This is a genomic window from Actinomadura sp. 3N407, assembly GCF_052245875.1.
Classification (GTDB): Bacteria; Actinomycetota; Actinomycetes; order Streptosporangiales; family Streptosporangiaceae; genus Spirillospora.
In genome coordinates this window covers 267997-288614 of the sequence record NZ_JBQQBP010000006.1, presented here as the reverse complement: position 1 = coordinate 288614, position 20618 = coordinate 267997, and the positions used below count along the sequence as shown (strand labels likewise).

General features: G+C 72.5%; 20 protein-coding genes and 1 riboswitch. Of the genes, 13 read left to right on the top strand and 7 right to left on the bottom strand.

Features of this window, described 5'->3' with window-relative positions; genetic code table 11:
* The first annotated feature begins 9 nt into the window (after window positions 1-9).
* Window positions 10-687 carry a ribulose-phosphate 3-epimerase gene (gene rpe / locus ACTWPP_RS17800; RefSeq protein WP_443105378.1) on the top strand — a complete coding sequence of 226 codons (678 nt, stop codon included), beginning with the start codon at window positions 10-12 and terminating at the stop codon, window positions 685-687.
* The gene (locus tag ACTWPP_RS17795) at window positions 684-1319 is read left to right on the top strand and encodes an HAD-IA family hydrolase (protein WP_443105377.1); all 636 of its coding nucleotides are present in this window, start codon (window positions 684-686) and stop codon (window positions 1317-1319) included. The genes rpe and ACTWPP_RS17795 overlap by 4 nt, the downstream gene beginning before the upstream one ends.
* A gap of 14 nt (window positions 1320-1333) precedes the next feature.
* Here the strand turns inward: ACTWPP_RS17795 and ACTWPP_RS17790 are convergent, their stop codons facing one another.
* Together ACTWPP_RS17790 and ACTWPP_RS17785 are read right to left on the bottom strand one after the other, a co-directional pair.
* Complete coding sequence (locus tag ACTWPP_RS17790) at window positions 1334-2824, bottom strand: P-loop ATPase, Sll1717 family (protein ID WP_443105376.1); 1491 nt, start codon at window positions 2822-2824, stop codon at window positions 1334-1336.
* 170 nt (window positions 2825-2994) lie between these two features.
* Complete coding sequence (locus ACTWPP_RS17785; protein WP_443105375.1) at window positions 2995-3405, bottom strand: DoxX family protein; 411 nt, start codon at window positions 3403-3405, stop codon at window positions 2995-2997.
* Window positions 3406-3577: 172 nt separating this feature from the next.
* Window positions 3578-3708, top strand: a riboswitch (FMN riboswitch).
* Between the two features lie 73 nt (window positions 3709-3781).
* Between ACTWPP_RS17785 and ACTWPP_RS17780 the strand changes: the two genes are divergently transcribed.
* The 10 genes from ACTWPP_RS17780 to ACTWPP_RS17735 all read left to right on the top strand — a co-directional run bounded on the left by ACTWPP_RS17780 (window position 3782) and on the right by ACTWPP_RS17735 (window position 12457).
* Window positions 3782-4372, top strand: a complete 591-nt coding sequence (locus ACTWPP_RS17780) for a riboflavin synthase (RefSeq protein ID WP_443105374.1) — start codon at window positions 3782-3784, stop codon at window positions 4370-4372.
* 107 nt (window positions 4373-4479) lie between these two features.
* Window positions 4480-5706: a bifunctional 3,4-dihydroxy-2-butanone-4-phosphate synthase/GTP cyclohydrolase II gene (locus ACTWPP_RS17775; protein ID WP_443105373.1), complete on the top strand. Its 1227-nt coding sequence runs from the start codon at window positions 4480-4482 to the stop codon at window positions 5704-5706.
* The gene (gene ribH / locus ACTWPP_RS17770; protein WP_443105372.1) at window positions 5703-6209 is read left to right on the top strand and encodes a 6,7-dimethyl-8-ribityllumazine synthase; all 507 of its coding nucleotides are present in this window, start codon (window positions 5703-5705) and stop codon (window positions 6207-6209) included. Before ACTWPP_RS17775 ends, ribH begins: the two co-directional genes overlap by 4 nt.
* A 91-nt stretch (window positions 6210-6300) precedes the next feature.
* Window positions 6301-7176, top strand: a complete 876-nt coding sequence (gene hisG, locus ACTWPP_RS17765; protein ID WP_443105371.1) for an ATP phosphoribosyltransferase — start codon at window positions 6301-6303, stop codon at window positions 7174-7176.
* Window positions 7169-7615, top strand: a complete 447-nt coding sequence (locus ACTWPP_RS17760) for a PH domain-containing protein (RefSeq protein ID WP_443105370.1) — start codon at window positions 7169-7171, stop codon at window positions 7613-7615. Before hisG ends, ACTWPP_RS17760 begins: the two co-directional genes overlap by 8 nt.
* Window positions 7616-7717: 102 nt before the next feature.
* Entirely contained in the window at window positions 7718-8305 is a 588-nt protein-coding gene (locus tag ACTWPP_RS17755) for a Uma2 family endonuclease (RefSeq protein WP_443105369.1), read from the top strand.
* A 322-nt stretch (window positions 8306-8627) separates the two neighbouring features.
* Window positions 8628-9530, top strand: a complete 903-nt coding sequence (locus ACTWPP_RS17750; protein ID WP_443105368.1) for an AAA family ATPase — start codon at window positions 8628-8630, stop codon at window positions 9528-9530.
* 7 nt (window positions 9531-9537) lie between these two features.
* Entirely contained in the window at window positions 9538-10689 is a 1152-nt protein-coding gene (locus ACTWPP_RS17745; protein WP_443105367.1) for a vWA domain-containing protein, read from the top strand.
* Window positions 10682-11806 carry an XdhC family protein gene (locus tag ACTWPP_RS17740; RefSeq protein WP_443105366.1) on the top strand — a complete coding sequence of 375 codons (1125 nt, stop codon included), beginning with the start codon at window positions 10682-10684 and terminating at the stop codon, window positions 11804-11806. The genes ACTWPP_RS17745 and ACTWPP_RS17740 overlap by 8 nt, the downstream gene beginning before the upstream one ends.
* A gap of 18 nt (window positions 11807-11824) precedes the next feature.
* Window positions 11825-12457, top strand: coding sequence for a nucleotidyltransferase family protein (locus ACTWPP_RS17735; protein WP_443105365.1), 633 nt, complete (start codon window positions 11825-11827; stop codon window positions 12455-12457).
* A 41-nt stretch (window positions 12458-12498) separates the two neighbouring features.
* Here the strand turns inward: ACTWPP_RS17735 and ACTWPP_RS17730 are convergent, their stop codons facing one another.
* Genes ACTWPP_RS17730 through ACTWPP_RS17710 form a run of 5 tightly spaced genes read right to left on the bottom strand, consistent with a single transcriptional unit; the run spans window position 12499 to window position 18501 of the window.
* On the bottom strand, window positions 12499-13713 hold the full coding sequence (locus tag ACTWPP_RS17730; RefSeq protein WP_443105364.1) for a DUF6986 family protein: 1215 nt from the start codon (window positions 13711-13713) through the stop codon (window positions 12499-12501).
* Window positions 13714-13761: 48 nt separating this feature from the next.
* The gene (locus ACTWPP_RS17725; RefSeq protein ID WP_443105363.1) at window positions 13762-14670 is read right to left on the bottom strand and encodes an aldose 1-epimerase family protein; all 909 of its coding nucleotides are present in this window, start codon (window positions 14668-14670) and stop codon (window positions 13762-13764) included.
* Window positions 14671-14699: 29 nt separating this feature from the next.
* Window positions 14700-16112 carry a DUF1116 domain-containing protein gene (locus tag ACTWPP_RS17720; RefSeq protein WP_443105362.1) on the bottom strand — a complete coding sequence of 471 codons (1413 nt, stop codon included), beginning with the start codon at window positions 16110-16112 and terminating at the stop codon, window positions 14700-14702.
* The gene (locus ACTWPP_RS17715; RefSeq protein WP_443105361.1) at window positions 16109-17548 is read right to left on the bottom strand and encodes an FdrA family protein; all 1440 of its coding nucleotides are present in this window, start codon (window positions 17546-17548) and stop codon (window positions 16109-16111) included. Before ACTWPP_RS17715 ends, ACTWPP_RS17720 begins: the two co-directional genes overlap by 4 nt.
* Window positions 17545-18501, bottom strand: a complete 957-nt coding sequence (locus ACTWPP_RS17710) for a DUF2877 domain-containing protein (RefSeq protein ID WP_443105360.1) — start codon at window positions 18499-18501, stop codon at window positions 17545-17547. The genes ACTWPP_RS17715 and ACTWPP_RS17710 overlap by 4 nt, the downstream gene beginning before the upstream one ends.
* Window positions 18502-18728: 227 nt before the next feature.
* Between ACTWPP_RS17710 and ACTWPP_RS17705 the strand changes: the two genes are divergently transcribed.
* Window positions 18729-20510 (top strand): PucR family transcriptional regulator, encoded by a 1782-nt coding sequence (locus ACTWPP_RS17705; RefSeq protein WP_443105359.1) that lies wholly within the window; start codon window positions 18729-18731, stop codon window positions 20508-20510.
* Window positions 20511-20618 lie beyond the last annotated feature (108 nt).

The following is a 20618-nucleotide window of genomic DNA, read 5'->3' as shown; positions in this document are numbered from 1 at the left end:
CGGGGCATCATGGCTCCTCAGATCGCACCCAGTATCCTGTCCGCGGACTTCGCCCGCCTGGCCGACGACGTCGCGCTCATCGCCGACTCCGCCGACTGGGTCCATGTCGACGTCATGGACAACCACTTCGTCCCGAACCTCACCTTGGGGCTGCCCATCGTCCAGGCACTGCTCAAGCACAGCGCGCTGCCGCTCGACTGCCACCTCATGATCGAGGACCCGGATCGCTGGGCACCCGAGTACGCGGAGGCCGGCGCGAAGAGCGTCACCATCCACGCCGAGGCATCGAAGGCCCCCATCCGCACCCTGCGCACCATCCGCGCAGCAGGCGCGCGCGCGGGACTGGGCGTCAACCCGGCCACTCCCGTCGACGGCTTCGAAGACCTCCTCGGCGAGATCGACATGCTTCTCCTCATGACCGTCGAGCCCGGCTTCGGCGGCCAGAAGTTCCTGGACGTCGTCCTGCCGAAGATCCGCCGCGCCCGGGAGCTCATCAAGGGCCGCGACCTTCCCGTCTGGCTGCAGGTCGACGGTGGAGTCAGCGCGGAGACCATCGAACGCTGCGCCGAAGCGGGAGCCGACGTGTTCGTCGCGGGCAGCGCCGTCTACGGAGCCGACGACCCCGCCGAGGCCGTCCGCAGACTCCGCGGCCAGGCCGAGGAGGCGACGGCCAAGGCCGACTGGTGATCCTGCCCTGCGCCGCGGTCCTGTTCGACGTGGACGGCACCCTCGTCGACTCGACGCCACTCGTCGAGCGGGCGGCCCGCGAATGGGCCGCCGAACACGGCATCGACGCCGACGAGTTCCTGTCCGACGCCCATGGCCGCCGGACCGGCGACCGCGTGGCCGACTTCCTCCCACCGGACCAGGTCCGCGACGCCACCGCACGCCTCGACGCCCTGGAATCCAGCGGTACCGACGGCATAACCGCCCTCCCCGGCGCCGTGGAGCTCCTCACCAACATGAACGGCCTGCCCTGCGCCTTCGTCACCTCGATGGACAGGGCGCAGCTGAAGGTCCGCACGGAAGTGGCCGCCATCCCGCTCCCGCCCACGGTGATAACGGCCGAAGACGTCCAGAACGGCAAACCGGACCCGTCGGGCTACCTCCAGGCAGCCCGGCGCCTGGGAGTGGACCCGGCCGCCTGCGTCGTCATAGAGGACGCCCCCGCAGGCATAGCCGCAGGCCGTGCCGCCGGCGCCACCGTCCTGGCAGTCACCACCAGCCACGATCCCGCCGTACTGACCGAGGCTCACCGCATCGTCCCGGACCTGACGGCGGTGACCGCGACCCAGACCGGACTCCACCTCACCAACTGATCAGGAGTGTGCGCTCAGCCGGTCTCGGTGGCGATACCGAGGGAGGAGCGGAACATCTCGTGGACCTGGAAGCGCTTGGCGGCCCCGAGGTTGAGGTGCTTCACCTGGTGGCTTCCCAGGAAACCGCCGTTCGCGTTGGCCTCAGCGGTGACCAGGCCCGCCCGCCAGAGGACCTCGATGAGGTCGTTCGGGCTGCAGAACGGCAGCCACGACTCGGTCCCGTGCGTGGGGATGTCGCCGACGGCCAGTTCGAGGCAAAGTAGCTCGAGTTCGTCCCGGCCGAACGTGTGCGGACGGCTGCGGAAGACCTCGAAGACGCTCAGCAGGCCCGGATACTGGGAGCGGTACTCGGCGGCGATGTCCTTGGTCCGCTCGGCCGAGTAGCCGTACTCGCAGCGCTCGATCGCCGAGTACGGCACCGGGAGCCTGGACGTCCGTCCCCTCGCCTGCGCCAGCGCCTCCGAGCAGAACTGGATGATCTCCCTCGGCCGGTACAGCGTCCTGTCGACCATGTAGCGGAAGGATCCGTCCCTCGCCTGGCCCGGCGGCGAGGCGAAGACCGCCGACCAGCAGGCCCGGTCCCCGGCGCGTTCGAGGGCCTCGACGTCGAAGCCCTTCTCGTGGGCGGAGTACCGGATCCGCTTGGCGATCAGCTCGAGCAGGGACTCCTCCGACCAGTAGATCTTCTCCAGCAGGTCCCGGTGCTTCTGCGCGTCCTCGTACAGGGCGGGGATGTCGTCGTACAGCTCCTGCCGCAGTGACACATAGACCCGCAGGTTGGGGTGCAGCGCGTTGATCGAAACGCACGCCTGGAACAGCCCCGAAACGAACGCCTTGGCGTCCTCGGACGAGTCCCACCCGCGGTCCAGCTCGTCGACGAGCACCACGACCCGCTGGCCGTCCAGAACCTTCCGCAGCGCCGGCAGCAGGTTCTGGATCTCCTCCAGCTTGTAGAGGCGGTCCAGTTCGCGGGTCCGCAGACCGGCCTCGATCGGCCCGATCTTGATGGCTTCCAGCCGCTTCAGATACGACACCAGCAGCGACAGCGTGCCGAGCTGGTGAGCGCCGTGATTGTCGCGGATGTACTTGTGGATCTCCCGGCCGCCGCCCTTCGTCAGCCGCATGCCCTTCCTCGCCAGCGCCTTCATGACGAGGATGTAGATCAGGTACTTCCAGGCGGCGGCATAGGCCCCCTGCTTCGCCCACGACCCCGCGTCCTCGGCCTCCATCGTCGAGCTGAGCAGCTCGTAGGAGTAGTCCTCGGGGCTCAGCTCGATGACCTGGCTGCCCGCCGCGCGCTCCCGCTTGGCCAGCACCTTGAAGATCGCGCTCTTCCCGGCCCCGCGGTTGCCCATCAGGATCGTCTTCGCCCCCGACCGGACCCGCTGGTAGGCGTCGGATTCGACGAAGTACTTCTCCAGTCCCCGCGAGATGTCCCGCTCGGCGGAGGGGGTCCCGAAGTCGAGAACGTCCAAGATCTTCGGCGACAAGCTCAACTTGGCCATGGGCCTTCCCCGAGTGCGCGCGGCTCATTTCGTAAACGAGTTTCACCCCGCACCGCACATCCGGCAAGGCTTGGCGTCAGGGCCGAACGTACTTGTCGCGATTCATGCCGGCCGCGCCGCCGGGGCGCTCGGCAGCGCGGCGATCAGCGTGGTCGGGTGAATCGGCGTGGTCAGGTGAAGAGGGGGCCCACGAGGTTGAGGCCGGGGTGGGCGTCCGAGGCGTAGAGGACGAACAGGGCCAGGGCACCGCCGGCGAGGGAGATGTCCTTCATGAACTGGAGCTGCTCCTGCTGGCGGGTCTCCGGGGCCTCCTGCTTCCAGAAGTCGTGGAAGACGAACGCGGTGATCAGCAGGAACGGGACGAGGGCGATGGCGGCGAGGTCGGGCCAGATGCCGAGGACGAGCAGTACCGAGGCCAGCAGGATGTAAACGCCCGAGACCTGGACGGCGAGCTTCGGCTGGGGGAGCTTCTTGGCGCCCGCGTAGCCGGCCATGGCGTCGGTGGCGGTGAGATGGCCGATGGCGGCGCCGATGAAGATCGCGGTGAAGAGGATGCGGGCGATGAGGGCGACGACGTCCATGACTGCCTCCTGGAGAATGTCGTCATGCGTCACTTGCGTCCCATGATCTACCCCGGTCCAAGATCGTTGAACGTTGAATCAACCGGAGATGTGCCCGGCGCGGGCGGGCTTCGTGGCGATGGTCACATCGGGCGGGAATGGATGGCGTGGCACACTGGTTGCCAAGCATTGAACGCGTGCTCCGGGGTCGGTGAAATTCCGAACCGGCGGTGACAGTCCGCGACCCGGCCGAAGCCATCGGCCGGTTGACCCGGTGAAACTCCGGGACCGACGGTTAAAGTCCGGATGGGAGGCAGCGCGCGGTACGCCCCTGACCCGGGGCGTGCTCTGATGTACGGACGTCCCCCGGAGCCCTGATCTAGGAGGCCCGGGAGAGATGTTCACCGGCATCGTCGAGGAACTCGGCGAAATCGTGGGGATCGAACCCCAGGGTGACTCGGTCAAGCTGACGGTCCGCGGGCCGCTCGTCACCCAGGACGCCGTGCACGGCGCGTCGATCGCCGTCAACGGCGTCTGCCTCACCGTGGTGGACGTCAAGGACGAGTCCTTCACCGCCGACGCCATCAAGGAGACGCTGGACAAGTCCAGCCTCGGCGCGCTGGAAACCGGCTCCAAGGTCAACCTGGAGCGTCCCGTGCGGCTCTCCGACCGGCTCGGAGGGCATCTGGTCCAGGGCCATGTCGACGGCGTCGGCGAGATCGTCTCCCGGGAGCCGGGGGAGCGGTGGGACGTCGTCACCGTGTCCCTGCCCCCGGACCTGAGCCGCTACCTCGTGGAAAAGGGCTCGATCACCGTGGACGGGATCAGCCTCACGGTCGTCGAAGCCGGCGCCGACCGGTTCAGCATCGCCCTCATCCCGACGACGCTCGCGCTCACCACGCTCGGCCACAAGAAGCCCGGCGACCCGGTGAACCTCGAAGTGGACGTCGTCGCCAAGTACGTCGAACGCATGCTGGGCGACCGATGAGCGGGTTCGGACGGGATCTTCTTCGCGATGGTGATGGCCGGGTTCAGGAAGCGGCTCCGGGACTCCCGGGCCGTGCACACCCCCAGACAAGAGGCGGTGACCGCGTCATGAGCGGCAACGACAACGGGATCTTCGACTCCATCGAATCGGCGGTCGCCGACATCGCGGCGGGACGCGCCGTCGTGGTCGTCGACGACGAGGACCGCGAGAACGAGGGCGACATCATCTTCGCGGCGGCGAAGGCGACGCCCGCGCTGCTGACGTTCACGATCCGCTACACCAGCGGCGTCATCTGCGTCCCGATGGAGGGCGACGACCTCGACCGGCTGCAGATCCCCCTGATGACGGCGCAGAACACCGAGCGCATGCGCACCGCGTACACGATCAGCGTGGACGCGCGGCTCGGCGTCACCACCGGCATCTCCGCCGCCGACCGGGCCCGGACGATCCGGACGCTGTGCGATTCGGCGTCGGAGCCGCGCGACCTGGTCCGTCCCGGCCACATCTTCCCGCTGCGCTACCGCGAGGGCGGCGTCCTGCGCCGCCGGGGGCACACCGAGGCCGCCGTCGACCTCGCCAGGATGGCCGGCCTCAGCCCGGCGGGCGTCCTCGCCGAGGTGGTGAACGAGGACGGCACCATGGCGCGGCTCCCCGAACTCCAGGTCTTCGCCAAGGAGCATGGGCTGAAGCTCATCTCGATCGAGCAGCTCGTCGAGTACCGCAGGCGCCACGAGGCGATGGTCACGCGCGTCGTGGAGACCCGCCTGCCCAACCGGTACGGGACGTGGCGCGCGGTCGGGTTCTCCAGCGCCATCGACGGCGGCGAGCACGTCGCGCTGGTCCTCGGGGACATCGGCGACGGTGAGGACGTCCTGATCCGCGCCCATTCGGAATGCCTCACCGGTGACGTCCTGCACTCCGAGCGCTGCGACTGCGGAACGCAGCTGGACGCCGCCATGGAACGCATCGCAGAAGAGGGACGCGGCATCGTCCTGTACCTGCGCGGGCACGAGGGACGCGGCATCGGCCTGCTCGCGAAGCTGCAGGCGTACGCGCTTCAGGACAACGGGTCCGACACCGTCGACGCCAACCTGGAGCTCGGGCTCCCCGCCGACGCGCGCGAGTACTCCAACGCCGCCCACATGCTGCGTGACCTCGGCGTACGCTCGGTAAGGGTGCTCACCAACAACCCGGACAAGCTCAAAGGCCTGGACGGCTTCGGCCTGGACGTGCGGGGAGGCGAGTCGATGCCCGTCATCGTCACCGAGCACAACCGGCGCTACCTGACGGTCAAGCGCGACCGTCTCGGACACCAGATCGAGGGACTCTCATGAGCGGCGCAGGACGCCCCGAGGACATCACCGTCGATGCCGCCGGCGTCACGCTCGGCATCGTCTGCACCCGCTGGCACGGGCGCATCACCGACCAGCTTCTGGACCGCGCGCTCGCGGCGGCGAAGGCCTGCGGCATCGACCAGCCCGTCGTCACCCGCGTCGCGGGAGCGCTGGAACTGCCCGTGATCGCGCAGCAACTGGCCCGCGACCTCGACGCCGTCGTCTGCCTCGGCGCGGTCATCCGGGGCGCGACCGCCCATTTCGACTACGTCTGCGACTCCGTCACCGCGGGTGTGACCCGCGTCGCGCTCGACGAGGCGACTCCGGTGGGCAACGGGGTCCTCACATGTGACACCATTGAACAGGCACTGGAACGCAGCGGGCTGCCCGACAGCTCCGAGGACAAGGGATGGGAGGCGACTGTGGCCGCACTCGACACGGCACTGACCCTGCGAGGTCTGCGGCATCACGGTCACGCCGGGCACGGCCTGGAGCATATGTAGGGGTCCAGGGGCTCCGCCCCTGAGTGATTCGCGCATTCGGGCTCCTGAACCGACCCGGTATCTCACTCTCATCTCACCGAAAGGCATCTCCGTGCTGTCACTAGTCCTGCCCAAGGGGTCGCTGGAGAAGGCGACCATGCAGCTGTTCGACGCCGCCGACCTCACGGTCCAGCGGGCGTCGGACCGCGACTACCGCGCCTCCATCGACGATCCCCGCATCGACCGGGTCCGCGTCCTGCGCCCGCAGGAGATCCCGACCTACATCGAGCAGGGCCTCTTCGACCTCGGCATCACCGGCCGCGACTGGATCACCGAGACCGACGCCGACGTGGTCGGGCTCGGCGAGCTGAAGTACTCCAAGGCGACGTCCAACCCGGTCCGCGTGATCATGGCGGTGCCGGACGGCGCGCCGTGGCAGAAGGTGTCCGACCTGCCGGAGGGCGTCCGGATCTCCACCGAGTTCCCGGCGATGACCAAGCGGTTCCTCGACAGGCACGGCGTCAAGGCCACGGTCGTCCCGTCCTACGGTGCGACGGAGGCGAAGGTCCCCGACATCGTGGACGCGATCGTCGACCTCACCGAGACCGGCTCGTCCCTGCGCAAGAACGGCCTGCGCATCCTCGACACGCTCCTGACCAGCTACACCGAGCTGGTCGCCAACCGCGAGGCCTACGAGGACGCGGAGAAGCGCGCGGCGATGGAGGACGTCTCCCTGCTCCTGCAGGGCGCGATCCGCGCGCGCGGCAAGGTGCTGCTGAAGCTGAACGTCGCCCAGGGCGACCTGCAGAAGGTCCTGGACATCATGCCCGCGATGGCGTCGCCGACCGTCACCTCCCTCGCGGGCGGCGAGTCGAACGCCGTGGAGTCCGTGGTCGCCAAGCGCGGCGTCAACACGCTGATCCCGGCGCTGAAGGCCGCGGGCGCCCACGACATCCTCGAAATCCCGATCGCGAAGATCGTTGACTGAGGTTCCGGCACTGCCGACCGTGTGGCGTCCTCGCACCACCCGGCTCGTCGCCTACATCACGGCGGGCGTGATCGTGCTGGGCCTGATCGTGCTCGCCGTGGTGGTGGCACCCCAGTTCGGGATCTTCGACCGCGTCCTCATGGTCGCGTTCGGCCTCCTGATGGCGTGGGTCCTGCACATGCTCGCCCGGTGCCGCGTCGTCGCCGACGAGGCGGGCCTCACCGTCGTCAACGCGTTCCGTACCCGGCGCTTCGAGTGGCCGGAGGTCCTGGACGTCTCCATGTCCGTCGGCGAACCCTGGCCGACACTCGACCTGGCCGACGGCACCTCGATCGGCGCGATGGGCATCAACGGCGCCGAGAAGACCCTCGCCGCCCGCCAGCTCGCCGAACTCAAAACCCTCCTCCACACCCGAGGCGAAGCGCCCGACCCCCTCTGATCGGGCTTGTTCTAGGCTGTTGTCCAGTCCGAGAGCGCCGTCGTGTGCCACAGTGGGCCCATGAGTGCTCAGAGTGTCGAGACAATCACAGAAAGTGGCTTCATGGACGGTGAGCCGCTGCCAGACTGGGTGATCCCCCCGCCGGGAGGCTTCACCGCCGACGACTTCCTTCGCATGCGCGGTCTGCTGCCCCGGCACACTGAGCTGATCGACGGGAGCCTAGTCTTCGTGAGCCCGCAGACGATGTGGCATACACAGTTGCTCAAGCTGCTGGAGAACGAACTGGATCGTCAGGCGCCCGCGCAGCTGCGGGCCGTCCGCGAAATGACGGTCAGGCTGGGAGAACGGCACGCCCCTGAGCCGGATATCTCAGTCGTCAGCGCGGAGGCATTCGAACGTGGTCCCTCCAGCACTCACTTTCTGGCGGGCGATGTCGTCCTGGTGATCGAGGCCGTGTCACCGGACTCGATCGAGCGTGATCGTGAGATCAAGCCGCGCCGGTATCTGGCTGCGGGGATCAGGCACTTCTGGCGGGTGGAGAGAGACGAAGACCGGTCTGTCGTCTACGTCCACGAGTTTGATCCTGCCAGCGCCGCCTACGCTTTGACGGGCATTCATCATGACCGACTCAAGGTAACGGCGCCGTTCGACATCGAGATCGATCTCACCGCCGTCGGCAGGCGCCCATAGAGGCCGAAGCCGACGAGCACGCGGCGCCCCCGGGACGCATGGACCGGGCGGGGCGGAGGCGGCGTCGCGAGGGGAAGCGTAGAACGTGGGGTCTGGCTTCCACAGTGCCATGGTGGTCCACTCGGGCGTGAGTGACCGATGCCGAGACATGGCCAGCGTCCAACCGGAGCGCCGGGATGTCCACGGCCGGTCACCGAACGGCATGGCATGCTCGCCGCCCGGTGACCACGGCACATGAAACGGCGGGTGCGGGTGGCGGGCCGCGAAAACGCAAGGGGCCCGGGCATGGGAGTTGCGCCTCCGGCTGAGTAGCCTGAGAGCCGTGGGGGAGACGGCGCCGATGACGAAGGACGAGGTCGGATCGCCCGCGGAACTCGCGGGCCTGCTCGACAGGCACGCCTACCTGTGCGACGAGGGGCTCGCGACGGCGTGCTTCCTCGCGCTGCGCATGGGACGGCCGCTCTTCCTGGAGGGAGAGGCGGGCGTCGGCAAGACCGAGCTGGCCAAAACGCTCGCGCGGGGGCTCGGCGCACCGCTGATCCGGCTGCAGTGCTACGAGGGCCTGGACGCGTCCCAGGCCCTTTACGACTGGGACTTCCCGCGCCAGCTCCTGCACCTGCGCGCCGCCGAGGCCGCGGGCGTCAGCGATGTGAACCGGCTGGAGGGCGAGCTGTACGACCGGCGGTTCCTGCTGGCCCGGCCGCTGCTCCAGGCCCTCGAAACCTCGCCGAGCGTCCTGCTGGTGGACGAGCTGGACCGCGCCGACGACGAGTTCGAGGCGTTCCTCCTCGAAGTCCTGAGCGACTTCACGATCACCGTCCCCGAGCTGGGCACGATCAGGGCGGAGCGCCCCCCGGTCGTCGTGGTCACCTCCAACCGCACCCGCGAGGTCCACGACGCGCTGAAGCGGCGCTGCCTGTACCACTGGCTGGAGCACCCGTCGTTCGACCGCGAGGTCGCGATCATCCGGCGGCGGCTGCCGGGCGCGGCGGAGCGGCTCGCCGGGCAGGTCGCCGGCGCCGCGCAGCGGATGCGCGAGACGGACCTGCTGAAGCCGCCCGGCGTCGCCGAGACGCTCGACTGGACCGAGGCCCTGGTCGCGCTCGGCGCCCGCGACCTGGACCCGGGGACCGCGGCGGTGACGCTCGGCGCCGTCCTCAAGTACCGCGAGGACCAGCAGCGGGTGCTCGGCGGCGGCCTAGAGGCCCTGCTCAACGGGGGGTGAACCGGGCGTGGAGCGGGACGTCACCGAGACGATGGTCGGCTTCGCCAGGACGGTGCGGGCCGCGGGCGGCGCCGCCGATCCCGAGCGGGTGCAGGCGATGCTGGCGGCCCTCGACCACCTCGACGTCCTCGACCCGTCCGACGTGTACTGGGCGGGACGCCTGACCCTGTGCGCCGACCCCGACGACCTCGCTCGCTACGACCGGTGCTTCGCCGCGTACTTCTCCGGCGCGACCGCCCGCCCGGGGCGCCGGCCGCCGCCGCCGGTGGTCGTCCGCCGGATGACGATGCCCGACCCGGGCGCGGAGGCGGGCGAGGAGGAGGCCGGGGAGCTGAAGGCCGTCACCGCCAGCGCGGCCGAGGTCCTGCGCGACCGTGACCTGGCGCGGCTCAGCGCCGCCGAGCGCGCCGAGGTCGCCCGGCTGATCGCGGTGCTGGCCGCGGGCGCCGAGCGGCGCCGCTCGCGGCGGTTCACGCCGTCGTCGGCGGGCCGGCTCGACCCGGCCAGGACGGTCCGGGAGACGCTGCGTCGCGGCGGTGAGACGTCGCTGCTGCGGCACCGCACGCACCGCACCCGCCCGCGCCGCGTCGTGGTGATCGTGGACGTCAGCGGGTCGATGAGCCCGTACGCCGACGCGCTGCTGCGGTTCGCGCACGCCGCCGCCCGCTCCGGCGGGCGGGACGTGGAGGTGTTCAGCGCGGGGACGCGGCTGACCCGGCTCACCCGTGAGCTGCGGCACCGCGACCCGGACGCGGCGATGGCGGCGGCGTCCGCGGCCATCCCGGACTGGAGCGGCGGCACCCGGCTCGGCGAGGAGCTGAAGGAGTTCCTCGACCGGTTCGGGCAGCGCGGCCTGGCCCGCGGCGCGATCGTGGTGATCGCGTCGGACGGCTGGGAGCGCGGCGACGCGGCGCTGCTCGGCGAGCAGATGGCGCGGCTGCACCGGCTCGCGCACCGGGTGGTGTGGGCGAACCCGCACAAGGCGCGTCCCGGGTACGAGCCGCTGACCGCGGGGATGGCCGCGGCGCTCCCGCACGTCGACGACTTCACGTCCGGGCACAGCCTCGGGGCGCTGGAACAGCTGGCCCGCCTCGTGGCCGGCGCCGGGCGGAGATCCGGGAACTCCGGTGGATCCGGGAAGGGGAACGCACATGCGTGACGTCCTCGGCGACATCGCCGGCTGGTACGCGTCCGGGGAGACGTTCGGGCTCGCGACCGTCGTGAACACCTTCCGCAGCGCGCCGCGTCCGCCGGGCGCGGCGATGGCGGTGTCGCCGGGCGGGGAGGTGGCGGGCAGCGTGTCCGGCGGCTGCGTCGAGGGCGCCGTCTACGAGCTGGCGCAATCGGTGCTGGAGACCGGTGAGCCGGTCGTTCAGCGGTACGGGGTGAGCGACGACGACGCGTTCGCCGTCGGCCTGACCTGCGGAGGAATCCTGGACGTGCTGGTGGAGCCGGTCGGCCCCGGCACGTTCCCGGAGTTCGCCGACGTCGCCGCGTCGATCGACCGGCACGAACCCGTCGCCGTCGCCACCGTCGTCGCCGGCCCGGGACGCATCGGCGCCCGCCGCGTCATCTGGGCGGACCGCGCGTCCGGGTCGCTCGCGCCGGACGCCCCGCACGCCGCCCGCCTCGACGCCGCGGTGGACGACGACGCGCGCGGCATGCTCGCCCAGGGGCTCACCGGGCAGCGCCACTACGGGCCCGAGGGGGAGCGGAGGCTGGACGACCTGACCGTCTTCGTGCACTCCTACGCCCCGCCGCCCCGGCTGCTGGTGTTCGGCGCGATCGACTTCGCCGCCGCCGTCGCCCGGGTCGGCAAGTTCCTCGGCTACCGCGTGACGGTGTGCGACGCGCGGCCCGTCTTCGCGACGCCCAAGCGGTTCCCGGAGGCGGACGAGGTCGTGGTGAAGTGGCCGCACAAGTTCCTGCAGGAGACGGGCGCCGCCATCGACGGGCGGACGGCGATCTGCGTCCTGACCCACGACCCCAAGTTCGACGTCCCGCTGCTGGAGGTCGCGCTGCGCACGGACGCCGGCTATGTCGGCGCGATGGGCTCGCGCCGCACTCACGAGGACCGTCTCGCCCGGCTCCGCGAGGCGGGGATGACCGACGCCGAGCTGGGGCGGCTGCGTTCGCCGATCGGCCTGGACCTCGGCGCCCGCACCCCGGAGGAGACGGCGGTGTCGATCGCGGCCGAGCTCGTTCAGCTCCGTTGGGGCGGTTCCGGGCGTCCGCTCACCGACACCTCCGGCAGAATCCACGCCGACGCGCCGTGACCGGACTACTCTCACGGGATGACGGTGCGGTCTTTCGGGGGGCACGGCGCGGAGTCGCCGGCGGGCCTGCTGCTCGCGGCGGGGGAGGGCAGGCGGCTCGGGCGCCCGAAGGCGACGCTCGAACTGGACGGTGAACGGCTCGTCGACCGGGGCGTGCGGATGCTGCGGGACGCGGGCTGCTCCCCGGTCCTCGTGGTGGCCGGGGCCGAGCCGGTCGAGGTCATCGGCGCCGTCGTCGTCCCCAACGCGGGCTGGCGCGCCGGCATGGGGTCGTCGCTGCGCGCCGGGCTCGCCGCGCTGCCGCCCGCCTGCCCCGCCGTGGTGGTCGCGCTCGTCGACCAGCCCCGCGTCACGTCGGCGGCGGTGGGGCGCCTGATCGGCGCCTACGAGGAGGGCGCCGAGATCGCCGTCGCGACCTATGGGGGAGCGCCGCGCAACCCCGTCCTGCTGAGCGCCGCCCACTTCGCCGCCGTCGCCGAGGCCGCGGTCGGCGACATGGGCGCGCGCGGCTACCTGCGCGCCCGCCCCGACGTGATCACGCAGGTTCCCTGCGACGACGTCGCGTCGCCCGACGACATCGACACCCCCGACGACCTGCTCACCTACGAGCGGTCCGCCTTCACCCGCCGCCCGCCCCGCCCGCGCTCATGACCGGGAGCGGGCACGCGCCCAGGTGACGGCCCGCACCGGGATCAGGAAACGGGGAGGACGCTCTCGTCGAGGGCGCCGCAGTCCACGGCGCGGCGGAGGCGGGACGTGAGCGCCCTGATGGTTGCGGGCTCGTCCATGACGCCCGGGTCGCCCGCCGCCTGCTCGTGCCATGCCCGGACCCGCCCGATGACGTCGTCGACGCCGTTCAGGTGGAAGGCGTACACGGCGGCGTACCGGCTCGGCAGGTGCGCGGGATGCAGGTCCCAGCCCTGGTAGAAGCCATGCCGCAGCGAGTGCAGGACGTGCGCGGCGTGCGTCGCCCAGGCCGCGTTGACCTCGTCCGGGCCGTCGTTGCGAGGGATGACGTTGGTGGACCCGTCCGACAGCCGCACGCCGGTGCCGGCGAAGGTGATCTGCATGATGTGCCGGGCGAAGTCGCAGGCGGGATGGTCGAGGCGCTGCTCGTGCGGCGGCAGCCCGAGCGCGGCGGTGTAGTCGTACACGCCGAAGTGGGCGGCGGTGAGCCGGCCGCCGGCGGCGGCAGCGATGCCGCGCAGCGCGGTCCGGCCCTCGCCGTCCAGGATCGCCTCGGGCGTCTCGACCTGGATCTCGAACCGCAGGATGCCGGACGGCAGGCCGAGCGCGGTCTCCAGCCGGTCCAGGTACTCCACGAACAGCGCGACGTGCTCGGCCGCGACCACCTTCGGGAACGTGATCGTGAACCCGCCGGGCAGCCGCCCGAGCCGGTCGCGCAGCGCGGTGAGGAACCCGTCGAGCGTCCGCATCGCGCGTTCGTGCCCGCCGTCGGCGAACGACTTGATCCGCACCCCCCAGTAGTGGGGGAGGCCCTTGACCTGGTACGCGGCGGCGACGGCCTCGACGACCTGCTCGACGTGCGCGTCCTCCTCCGCGTCGGGCCGCACGCCGTAGCCGTCCTCGAAGTCGATCCGCACGTCCTCGACCGGCTCGGCGGACAGCTTCGCCGCGACCCGCTCGCGGACCAGCCCGGCGATCTCGGGATCGAGCCCGAACGCCGCGCCGAACGACCCGGCGCCCGGCGTGTGGGTGTTCAGCAGCCGCAGGGCCTCGGCGCCGAAGTCGGCCGGCGTCGAGCGGGAGAACCGGTCGGCCGGCACGTACACCGTGTGCACCGGCTGCCGGCCGTCGGCGCCGCCGGGGTGGCGCTCGCCGTGCTCGTCGCGGACGGCGGCGATGCGCGCGGACAGGTCGTCGAACGAGGAGACGCTGAAGTTCACCCCGCCATGATCCCCCAACCCGCACGTGCTAGGGAACCCGCCGCGGCGTCAGGAGCCCGCGACGATGCCGTAGGCGCCGGTGTACTCCGCGCCGGGCTTCAGGTCGATCACGCCTTCGCCGGTCGCGAACGCGTTGGGCGGGCAGGTCATGGGCTCGACGCCGAGGCCCTCGCGGGGGGCCGGGGCGTTGTCGGCGGTGTAGATCATCATCCAGGGGTGCGCCTCGTCCGCCCAGAGCCTCACCGTCCGGCCGCCCCCGGACAGGGTCGCCCAGACGCGGCCGTCGCCGTCGCGGTTCAGGTCGGCGAACGCGGTGTCGATCCGCCGGTCGCTGAGGACCGGGCCGGCGCGCAGGTCGTACTTGGTGCCGGTGACGTCGAGGGACGGCCCGGACGGGATCATCCGTTCGTCCACCGGGACGTAGCGGTCGGCGCCGAGCGTGACCGTGCATGCGTCGATGGGCTCCCCGACCGTCAGGTACGGGTGCGCGCCGTGCCCGTACGGCGCGGTCGCCGCCCCGGCGTTGCGGGCGGTGACGCGGACGTGCAGGCCGTCCGCCGCGTCCAGGGTGTACTCGGCCTCCAGGTCGAGGCGGAACGGATACCCGGCCGTCGCGAGGAGCCGGTGCGTCAGCCGCACCCGGCCCGGTTCGTGCTCGGCGGCCCGCCACGGCGCCCAGCGGGCGAGGCCGTGGATCGCGCAGTCCCGTGCGGGCTCGGAGATGTCGAGCTGGTGCGCGGCGCCGCCGTAGTCGTAGCGGCCGTGGTCGATGCGGTTCGGCCACGGGATCAGCAGATGCCCGAACGCCGCCGGGGCGGGCTCGTCGGCGCCGTGCGACAGCACCAGCGGCCTCCCCTCGTGCGTCAGCTCGCGCAGGCTCGCGCCCGACTCGGTGATGACGGCCTGGTAGGGCCCGGCGCTGAGGGCGTACTGCTCCCCGGTGATCGACTCGCTCATGTCCGGGACGCTACCCGCCGCCGTGACCCCTACGCGCTCTCCGCCAGGGCGTGCAGGGCGTCGGCGAAGATCTCCGCCGGCGGTTCGACCAGGCCGGCGCCGACCTGGCCGGTGCCCGCCTCCCGTCCCGCGATGCCGGTGTCGATGACCGGCAGGATCCCGGTGCGGACGACGCGTGTGACGTCGATCCCGGCCGGGGTGCCCCGGAACGACAGCAGCGGGATCTGCAGCGACGGATGCTCCGCGAGCGTGATCTCGTACATCCGCTGGGTGGCGGCCACCGCGTCCGGGACCTCGCCGCCGACGAACCGGACGATCGCGGGCGCGGCGGCGAGCGCGAACCCGCCCATCCCGGCCGTCTCGGTGATCGTCGAGTCGCCGATGTCGGGGTTGGCGTCGTCCGGGCCGTAGTCGCCCAGGTAGAGGCCGTCCGGTACCCCGGCCGGAGCCGTGAACCAGCGGTCGCCCGTCCCCGACACCTGGATGCCGAAGTCGGTGCCGTTGCGGGCCATCGCCACGACGAGGCTGGAGCCGGGGACGCCGCGGGCCGCGTCCGCGCACGCCTTCGCCGCCGCCATCCCCGGGTTCAGGAAGAAGTGCTCGTTGCCCGCCGCGAACCGCAGCGCCTCGGCGGCCAGGCCGCGCGGGACGTCCTCGGCGGCGGCCAGGTCGGGCGCCAGCTCGCGCAGCAGCAGCGACGTCGCCGCCCGGTTCCGGTTGTGCAGCTCGTCGCCCATCTGCAGCGCCTGCGCGATGACCGACATCAGGTCGAGGGGGCCGTGCCGGCGCACGGCCGCCTGAAGCGCCGGCCCGAGCACCTCGCCCATCCACGTCAGCCGCTCGATGACCTCCGGCCCGTACGCCCCGTACCGCAGGACCTTCCCGAGCCCCTCGTTGAGCGAGCAGTACGACCTGCCGCCGTGCTCGGTGTCCTCCACCACCCACATCCACATGGACGGGCTGACGACACCGGCCATCGGCCCCACCGTGGCGTGGTGGTGGCACGGTTCGAGCGTGGCCGCCCCACGCTCCAGCTCCCGTTCGGCGCCGAGCGGCGTCTCCGCCAGCCCTTCCAGGAGCATCGCGCCGATGAGCGCGCCGCGCATCGGGCCGGACGCGCGTTCCCACTCCAGCGGCGGGCCCGCGTGCAGGAACGTTCCCGGGTCCAGGCCGAGCACCTCACGGGCCGGCCGCACGTCCACGAGGTGGGGACGGGCCGTCACCATGCGCCGCACGGCGCGGGCGTTGGCGTCCGCGTGGCCCGGGTCGCCGAGCACGGCCGCGAGCGCCTGCTCGGTCCCGGCGGGCGGCGGCCGCCAGTCGACCGTCTCCACCGGGACGGCCTGCTCGGCGAGCGCGCCGGCGAGGACCTCCACGCCGGCGGCGACGACCGCGGGGTCGCGGGTGAGCAGCCCGCCGAGCCGGTGCCTCTGGTCGTTCATCCGGGCACCTCTTCCACCATGGACAGGGCGTGCCGGGTCGCCTCGGCGTTGGAGGCGAACACGTCCGCGCCCGCGTCGCGCAGCGCCGCGGCCTGCCGGTCGCGGTCCTGCGGGTCCGCGGGCGTCCCGCACAGCGACACGACGGCGGCCAGGTCGGGTCGGTCCTTCACCGCCTCGGCGATGGCGGGGGCGAGCGCCGCGGCCGGGTCGGGTTCGGCGCCGTGCCCGAGCACCACGTCCAGCAGCAGGACGCCGCATTCGCCGCCGGACGCCTCGGCGGCCAGCGCCTCCAGCCGCAGCGTCGGGTCGATCATCGGGTGGGCGCGGCCCCGCGTGTAGGCGTCGTCGCCGAAGTCGGTGAACCGGTGGCCGCGGGCCTCCAGATCCCAGCCCAGCGCCCCCCGCGCGATCATCTCCGCCTCGTCGCGCAGCGTCCCGCCCGCGAACAGGCCGCGCAGCGCCCGCCCGGCGACCGGCACCGGACGCCTCGGCGCCGCCCACCGCGGCCACTCCGGAACGACCCGGCCGAGCGTCTTCACCGTCTTCTCCGCCGCCTGGGTGAGGTCGTCCTCGCCGGCCATCGGCAGCGCGAACACGACGGGGGTGTCCAGCCGCCTCGCCGCCTCCCGGATCAGGTCCGCGACCTGCGGCGCGGGCGGCTTGGACACCAGCACGATCAGCTCGGTGCCCGGGTCGGCGTCCAGCGCTGCCAGCGCCGCGAGCGCCGACCGGCCGCTCACCTCCGGCGACAGGTCCCGGCCGCCGACGCCCAGCACATGGCCGACGCCGACGCCGGCCGCGTCCAGCAGGCACATCAGCTGCTGCGCGCCCGTCCCGGACGCCGCGACGATCCCCACCGGCCCGGGACGCACCGCGTTCGCGAACCCGAGGCCCGCGCCGCCGATCACCGCCGTCCCGCAGTCGGGGCCCATCACGATGAGGCCGCGCCGCGCCGCCGCCTCCTTCAGCGCGATCTCCTGGGCGAGCGGCACATTGTCGCTGAAGATCATCACGTTGAGCCCGGCGCCGAGGGCGTCCATCGCCTCGGGGAACACGTGCGGGCCCGGCACCGACAGCAGCGCGACGGTCGCGTCCGCGCGGGCCGCCGCCGACCCGGTCGTCCGCGCCGGCGCCGGCGCGCCCAGCACCCCGGTCCCGGCGGGCGGGCGGGACGCGTCGCGCAGCAGCCCGTCCAGCGCCTCGCGCGCCTCGCCGACGCCGACACCGTCCACCCGTATCGCCACGACCAGGTCGTCGGGTCCCGCGTCCGCCGGGACCTCGAAGCCCATCCGGCCGAACATCTCCCGGTTGAGTTCGGTGCCCATCGCCACCATCGCCCCCGACACCCCGGGACGTTCCGACAACGACCGGCTCACCCGCATGAGCGTGACCGAATCGTGGTAGCTCCCCCGCCGCACCTCGACCCAGTCGCTCATGCAGGGACCCTCGGGGTACGGCGAGTGGCGTGCGCGGTGTGCGCGGTGCGCGCGGTGAGGGCGAGGGTGGCGCGGCAGCCGGCGAGGACACCGAGCGCGAGGTCGGTGCCGGAGGTGTGGCCGACGGCGAGGAGACGCCGGACGGCCGCGGTCGGCGGTTCGTGCCCGGCGACGCAGCGCAGCACCGCGGCGACCTCGGCGCCCGCGCCGCCCGCCGCCGCGCAGTGCAGCAGCGTCGCGGCCAGCGCGGTCGTGCGGGTGCCCGCGTCGGCGGTGACGGCGGCGCCGAGCCAGTCGGCCAGCCACACCGCCGTCCGGCCGTGCCGGACCGCGTCGCCGACCAGCCGCAGCGACACCAGCAGGCCGCACAGGATGTCGTCGCCGCTCGGCGTGAGTCCCGGGCCGAGGCCCACGATCCGCTCGGCCGCCTCCACGGCGCCCGCGAGGTCGCCGGCGGCGCAGCACCGGGCGAGGGCGTCGGGGTCCGGGTGGCCGGCGAGGCCGCCGCCCGCCATCCCGGCGTCGGTGAACGCGGCCTCCAGCGACCGGACGCCGGTCGCGAGCGCGGCGGGCTGCATCCCGCCGAGCACGGGCGACGGGTCCCACCAGCGGCGGACCCGGACCCGCAGCCCGTCCGCCTCCACCCGTCCGTCGCCGACGAAGGCGTCGCCGCCCTCGCGGACGGAGCGGAACGGGTGCTCGCGGCGCGTCGCGACGACCACCACCGCGTTCGGCAGCCGGTGCGCGTCGGAGGTGACGACGGCGAGCACGCGCGGCTCGGGGCCGCCCCGCATCTCCACGTACACCGCCGACGGGAAGACGGCGATGACCCGCGCCGCGCGGCGCGGCGGGTCCAGCAGCGGCCGCAGCGCGAGGCTCGCGGCGCCGGCGGCGGGCGGCCGCCCGCCGGGCCGTGCCGGGAGCGGAATCGGGTCGCGCACGAGGGCAGTCACGGATCCTCCCGAGGCCGGTGTCGGTAGCCGTCCCGCACGCTGCGTCCGGTTGCGCGGTCGGACCGGCCTCTGCGGAGACGGTAGAACGGCCCCCGCGGCGGACGTATGGGAAAAGCTGCCAAGGATGGTTGTCATCGTTCGTCTTTGTTGTCAGTGTTGATCAGGAACAGGTAGCGATCACGCCGTAACGGGCGATGTACGCACCAAAAGGCGAGGTGACCCCTGGCATGAGTTACACCAGCGCGGACCCGGGCCCACCGGCTCTCAGGCTCGCGAGCACCGGAACACTGACCTATGGCCTGTCGGTCGGAGAGGTCCTCGGCGTCAGCACCCTCAACGGCGCCCGCCTCATCGCGGGACGGGCCGGACTCGAGCGCATCGTCCAGCGGCTCAACGTGATGGAGGTCCCCGACATCCTGTCGTGGGTCAAACCGAACGAGCTGCTCCTGACCACCGGCTACCCCCTCCGCAACACGCCCCAGTCGCTCGGCAACCTGGTCGCGGACCTGGACGAGCGCGGCCTCGCGGCGCTGGCCATCAAGCTGGGCCGCTACCTGGACTCGCTGCCCGCCGAGATGATCGCGCAGGCGGACCGGCGCGGCTTCCCCCTGATCCTGCTCCCCAACGACGTCGGCTTCGACGACATCCTCAACCAGGTCCTGACCGACATCCTGAACCGGCAGGCGGCCGTGCTCGCGCGCACCGAGGAGGTGCACCGGGCGCTCGTGCAGATCGTGCTGTGCGGCGGCGGCCTCCAGGAGGTCGTGGACGAGGTCGCGACTCTGCTGGAGGTCGCGGTCGTCGTCCTGGACGGCGAGCAGCGCGTGCTCGCCGGCGCCGGGCCGGACGAGGACGTCCAGGCGATGCGCGCGTTCGACGCGGGCCGGCACGCGGCGTGCGGGCGCGGCGGCTGCGGCATCATCGGCGCGCACGGCACCGGCGACCACCTGGTCGTCCCCGTGATGGCGGGCGGCTTCGACCACGGCCGCATCGTCGCGTTCAGCCCGGACGGCACGCTGCGCGGCACCGACCTCGGCATCCTGGAACGGGCCGCGACCGTCGCCGCGCTCGTGGTGACCAAGCAGCAGGCCGTCGCCGCCGTCGAGAGCAAGTACCGCGCCGACTTCCTGCGCGACATCCTCGCGGGCCGCGCGGGCGACGACGACCGGGTCATCGCCCACTGCGACGGGTTCGGCTGGGACCTGGACCGCCCGGTGATGGTCGTCGTCGCGGAACTCGACGGCCGCCCGCGCGGAACCGGCGGGCCGGTTCCGGCCACGGCCCCCGAGAACGACGGGAAGGGCCGCGGCAAGGGAGCCGACTCCGACGGCGGGACGCGCGGCGGCCGCGGCATAGAGGAACGGTCCGCGCAGGAGCGGCTCGCCGCCGCCTGGACGACGGCCGTCCGGCGGCACGACCGGGGCGCGGCCGTCGCGAGCTTCGCGCACGAGGTCGTCGCGATCGTCGGCGCGGACGGCGTCGATCCGGCCGAGTTGACGGCGGGACCGGTCCAGGCGATGGTCAAAGAGGCGTCGTCGATCTTCGCGGAGCATCTGCCGGTGCGGCGGACGTTCTCCACCGGCATCAGCCGGACGGTGTCGTCCCCGGCCGCGCTGCCCGAGGCGTACGAGCAGGCGGTCAAGGCCGTCAGGGTCGGCCGCCAGCTCAACGGCGCGGGCGCGCGGGCGCATTTCGACCAGCTCGGCGTGTACCGGCTGCTGAGCCTGGTGTCCGACCCGGAGGAGCTGCACGCGTTCGTCCGGGAGACGCTGGGCGACCTGGCCGCCGACGACGAGCCGGAGCTGGTGGACCTCCGCCGCACCCTGCAGGTGCTGCTGGAGACCAACCTCAACGTCGCGGAGACGGCGCGCAGGCTCCACTTCCACTACAACACGCTGCGTTACCGCATCGGGAAACTGGAACGGATGCTCGGGGCGTTCACCGAGGACGCGCATCTGCGGCTCAACCTCACCCTCGCCCTTCACGTACTGCGCATGCGCGGTATCTGAGGGTAGTGCCACCGCCTCGCGCGCGTCCCGCCGGCGCGCCGGGCGGCGGCCGCACCGGCCGGTCCTCCCAATCAAGGGGGCGGGCTTTGGCAGATGTCGCCGATGCCC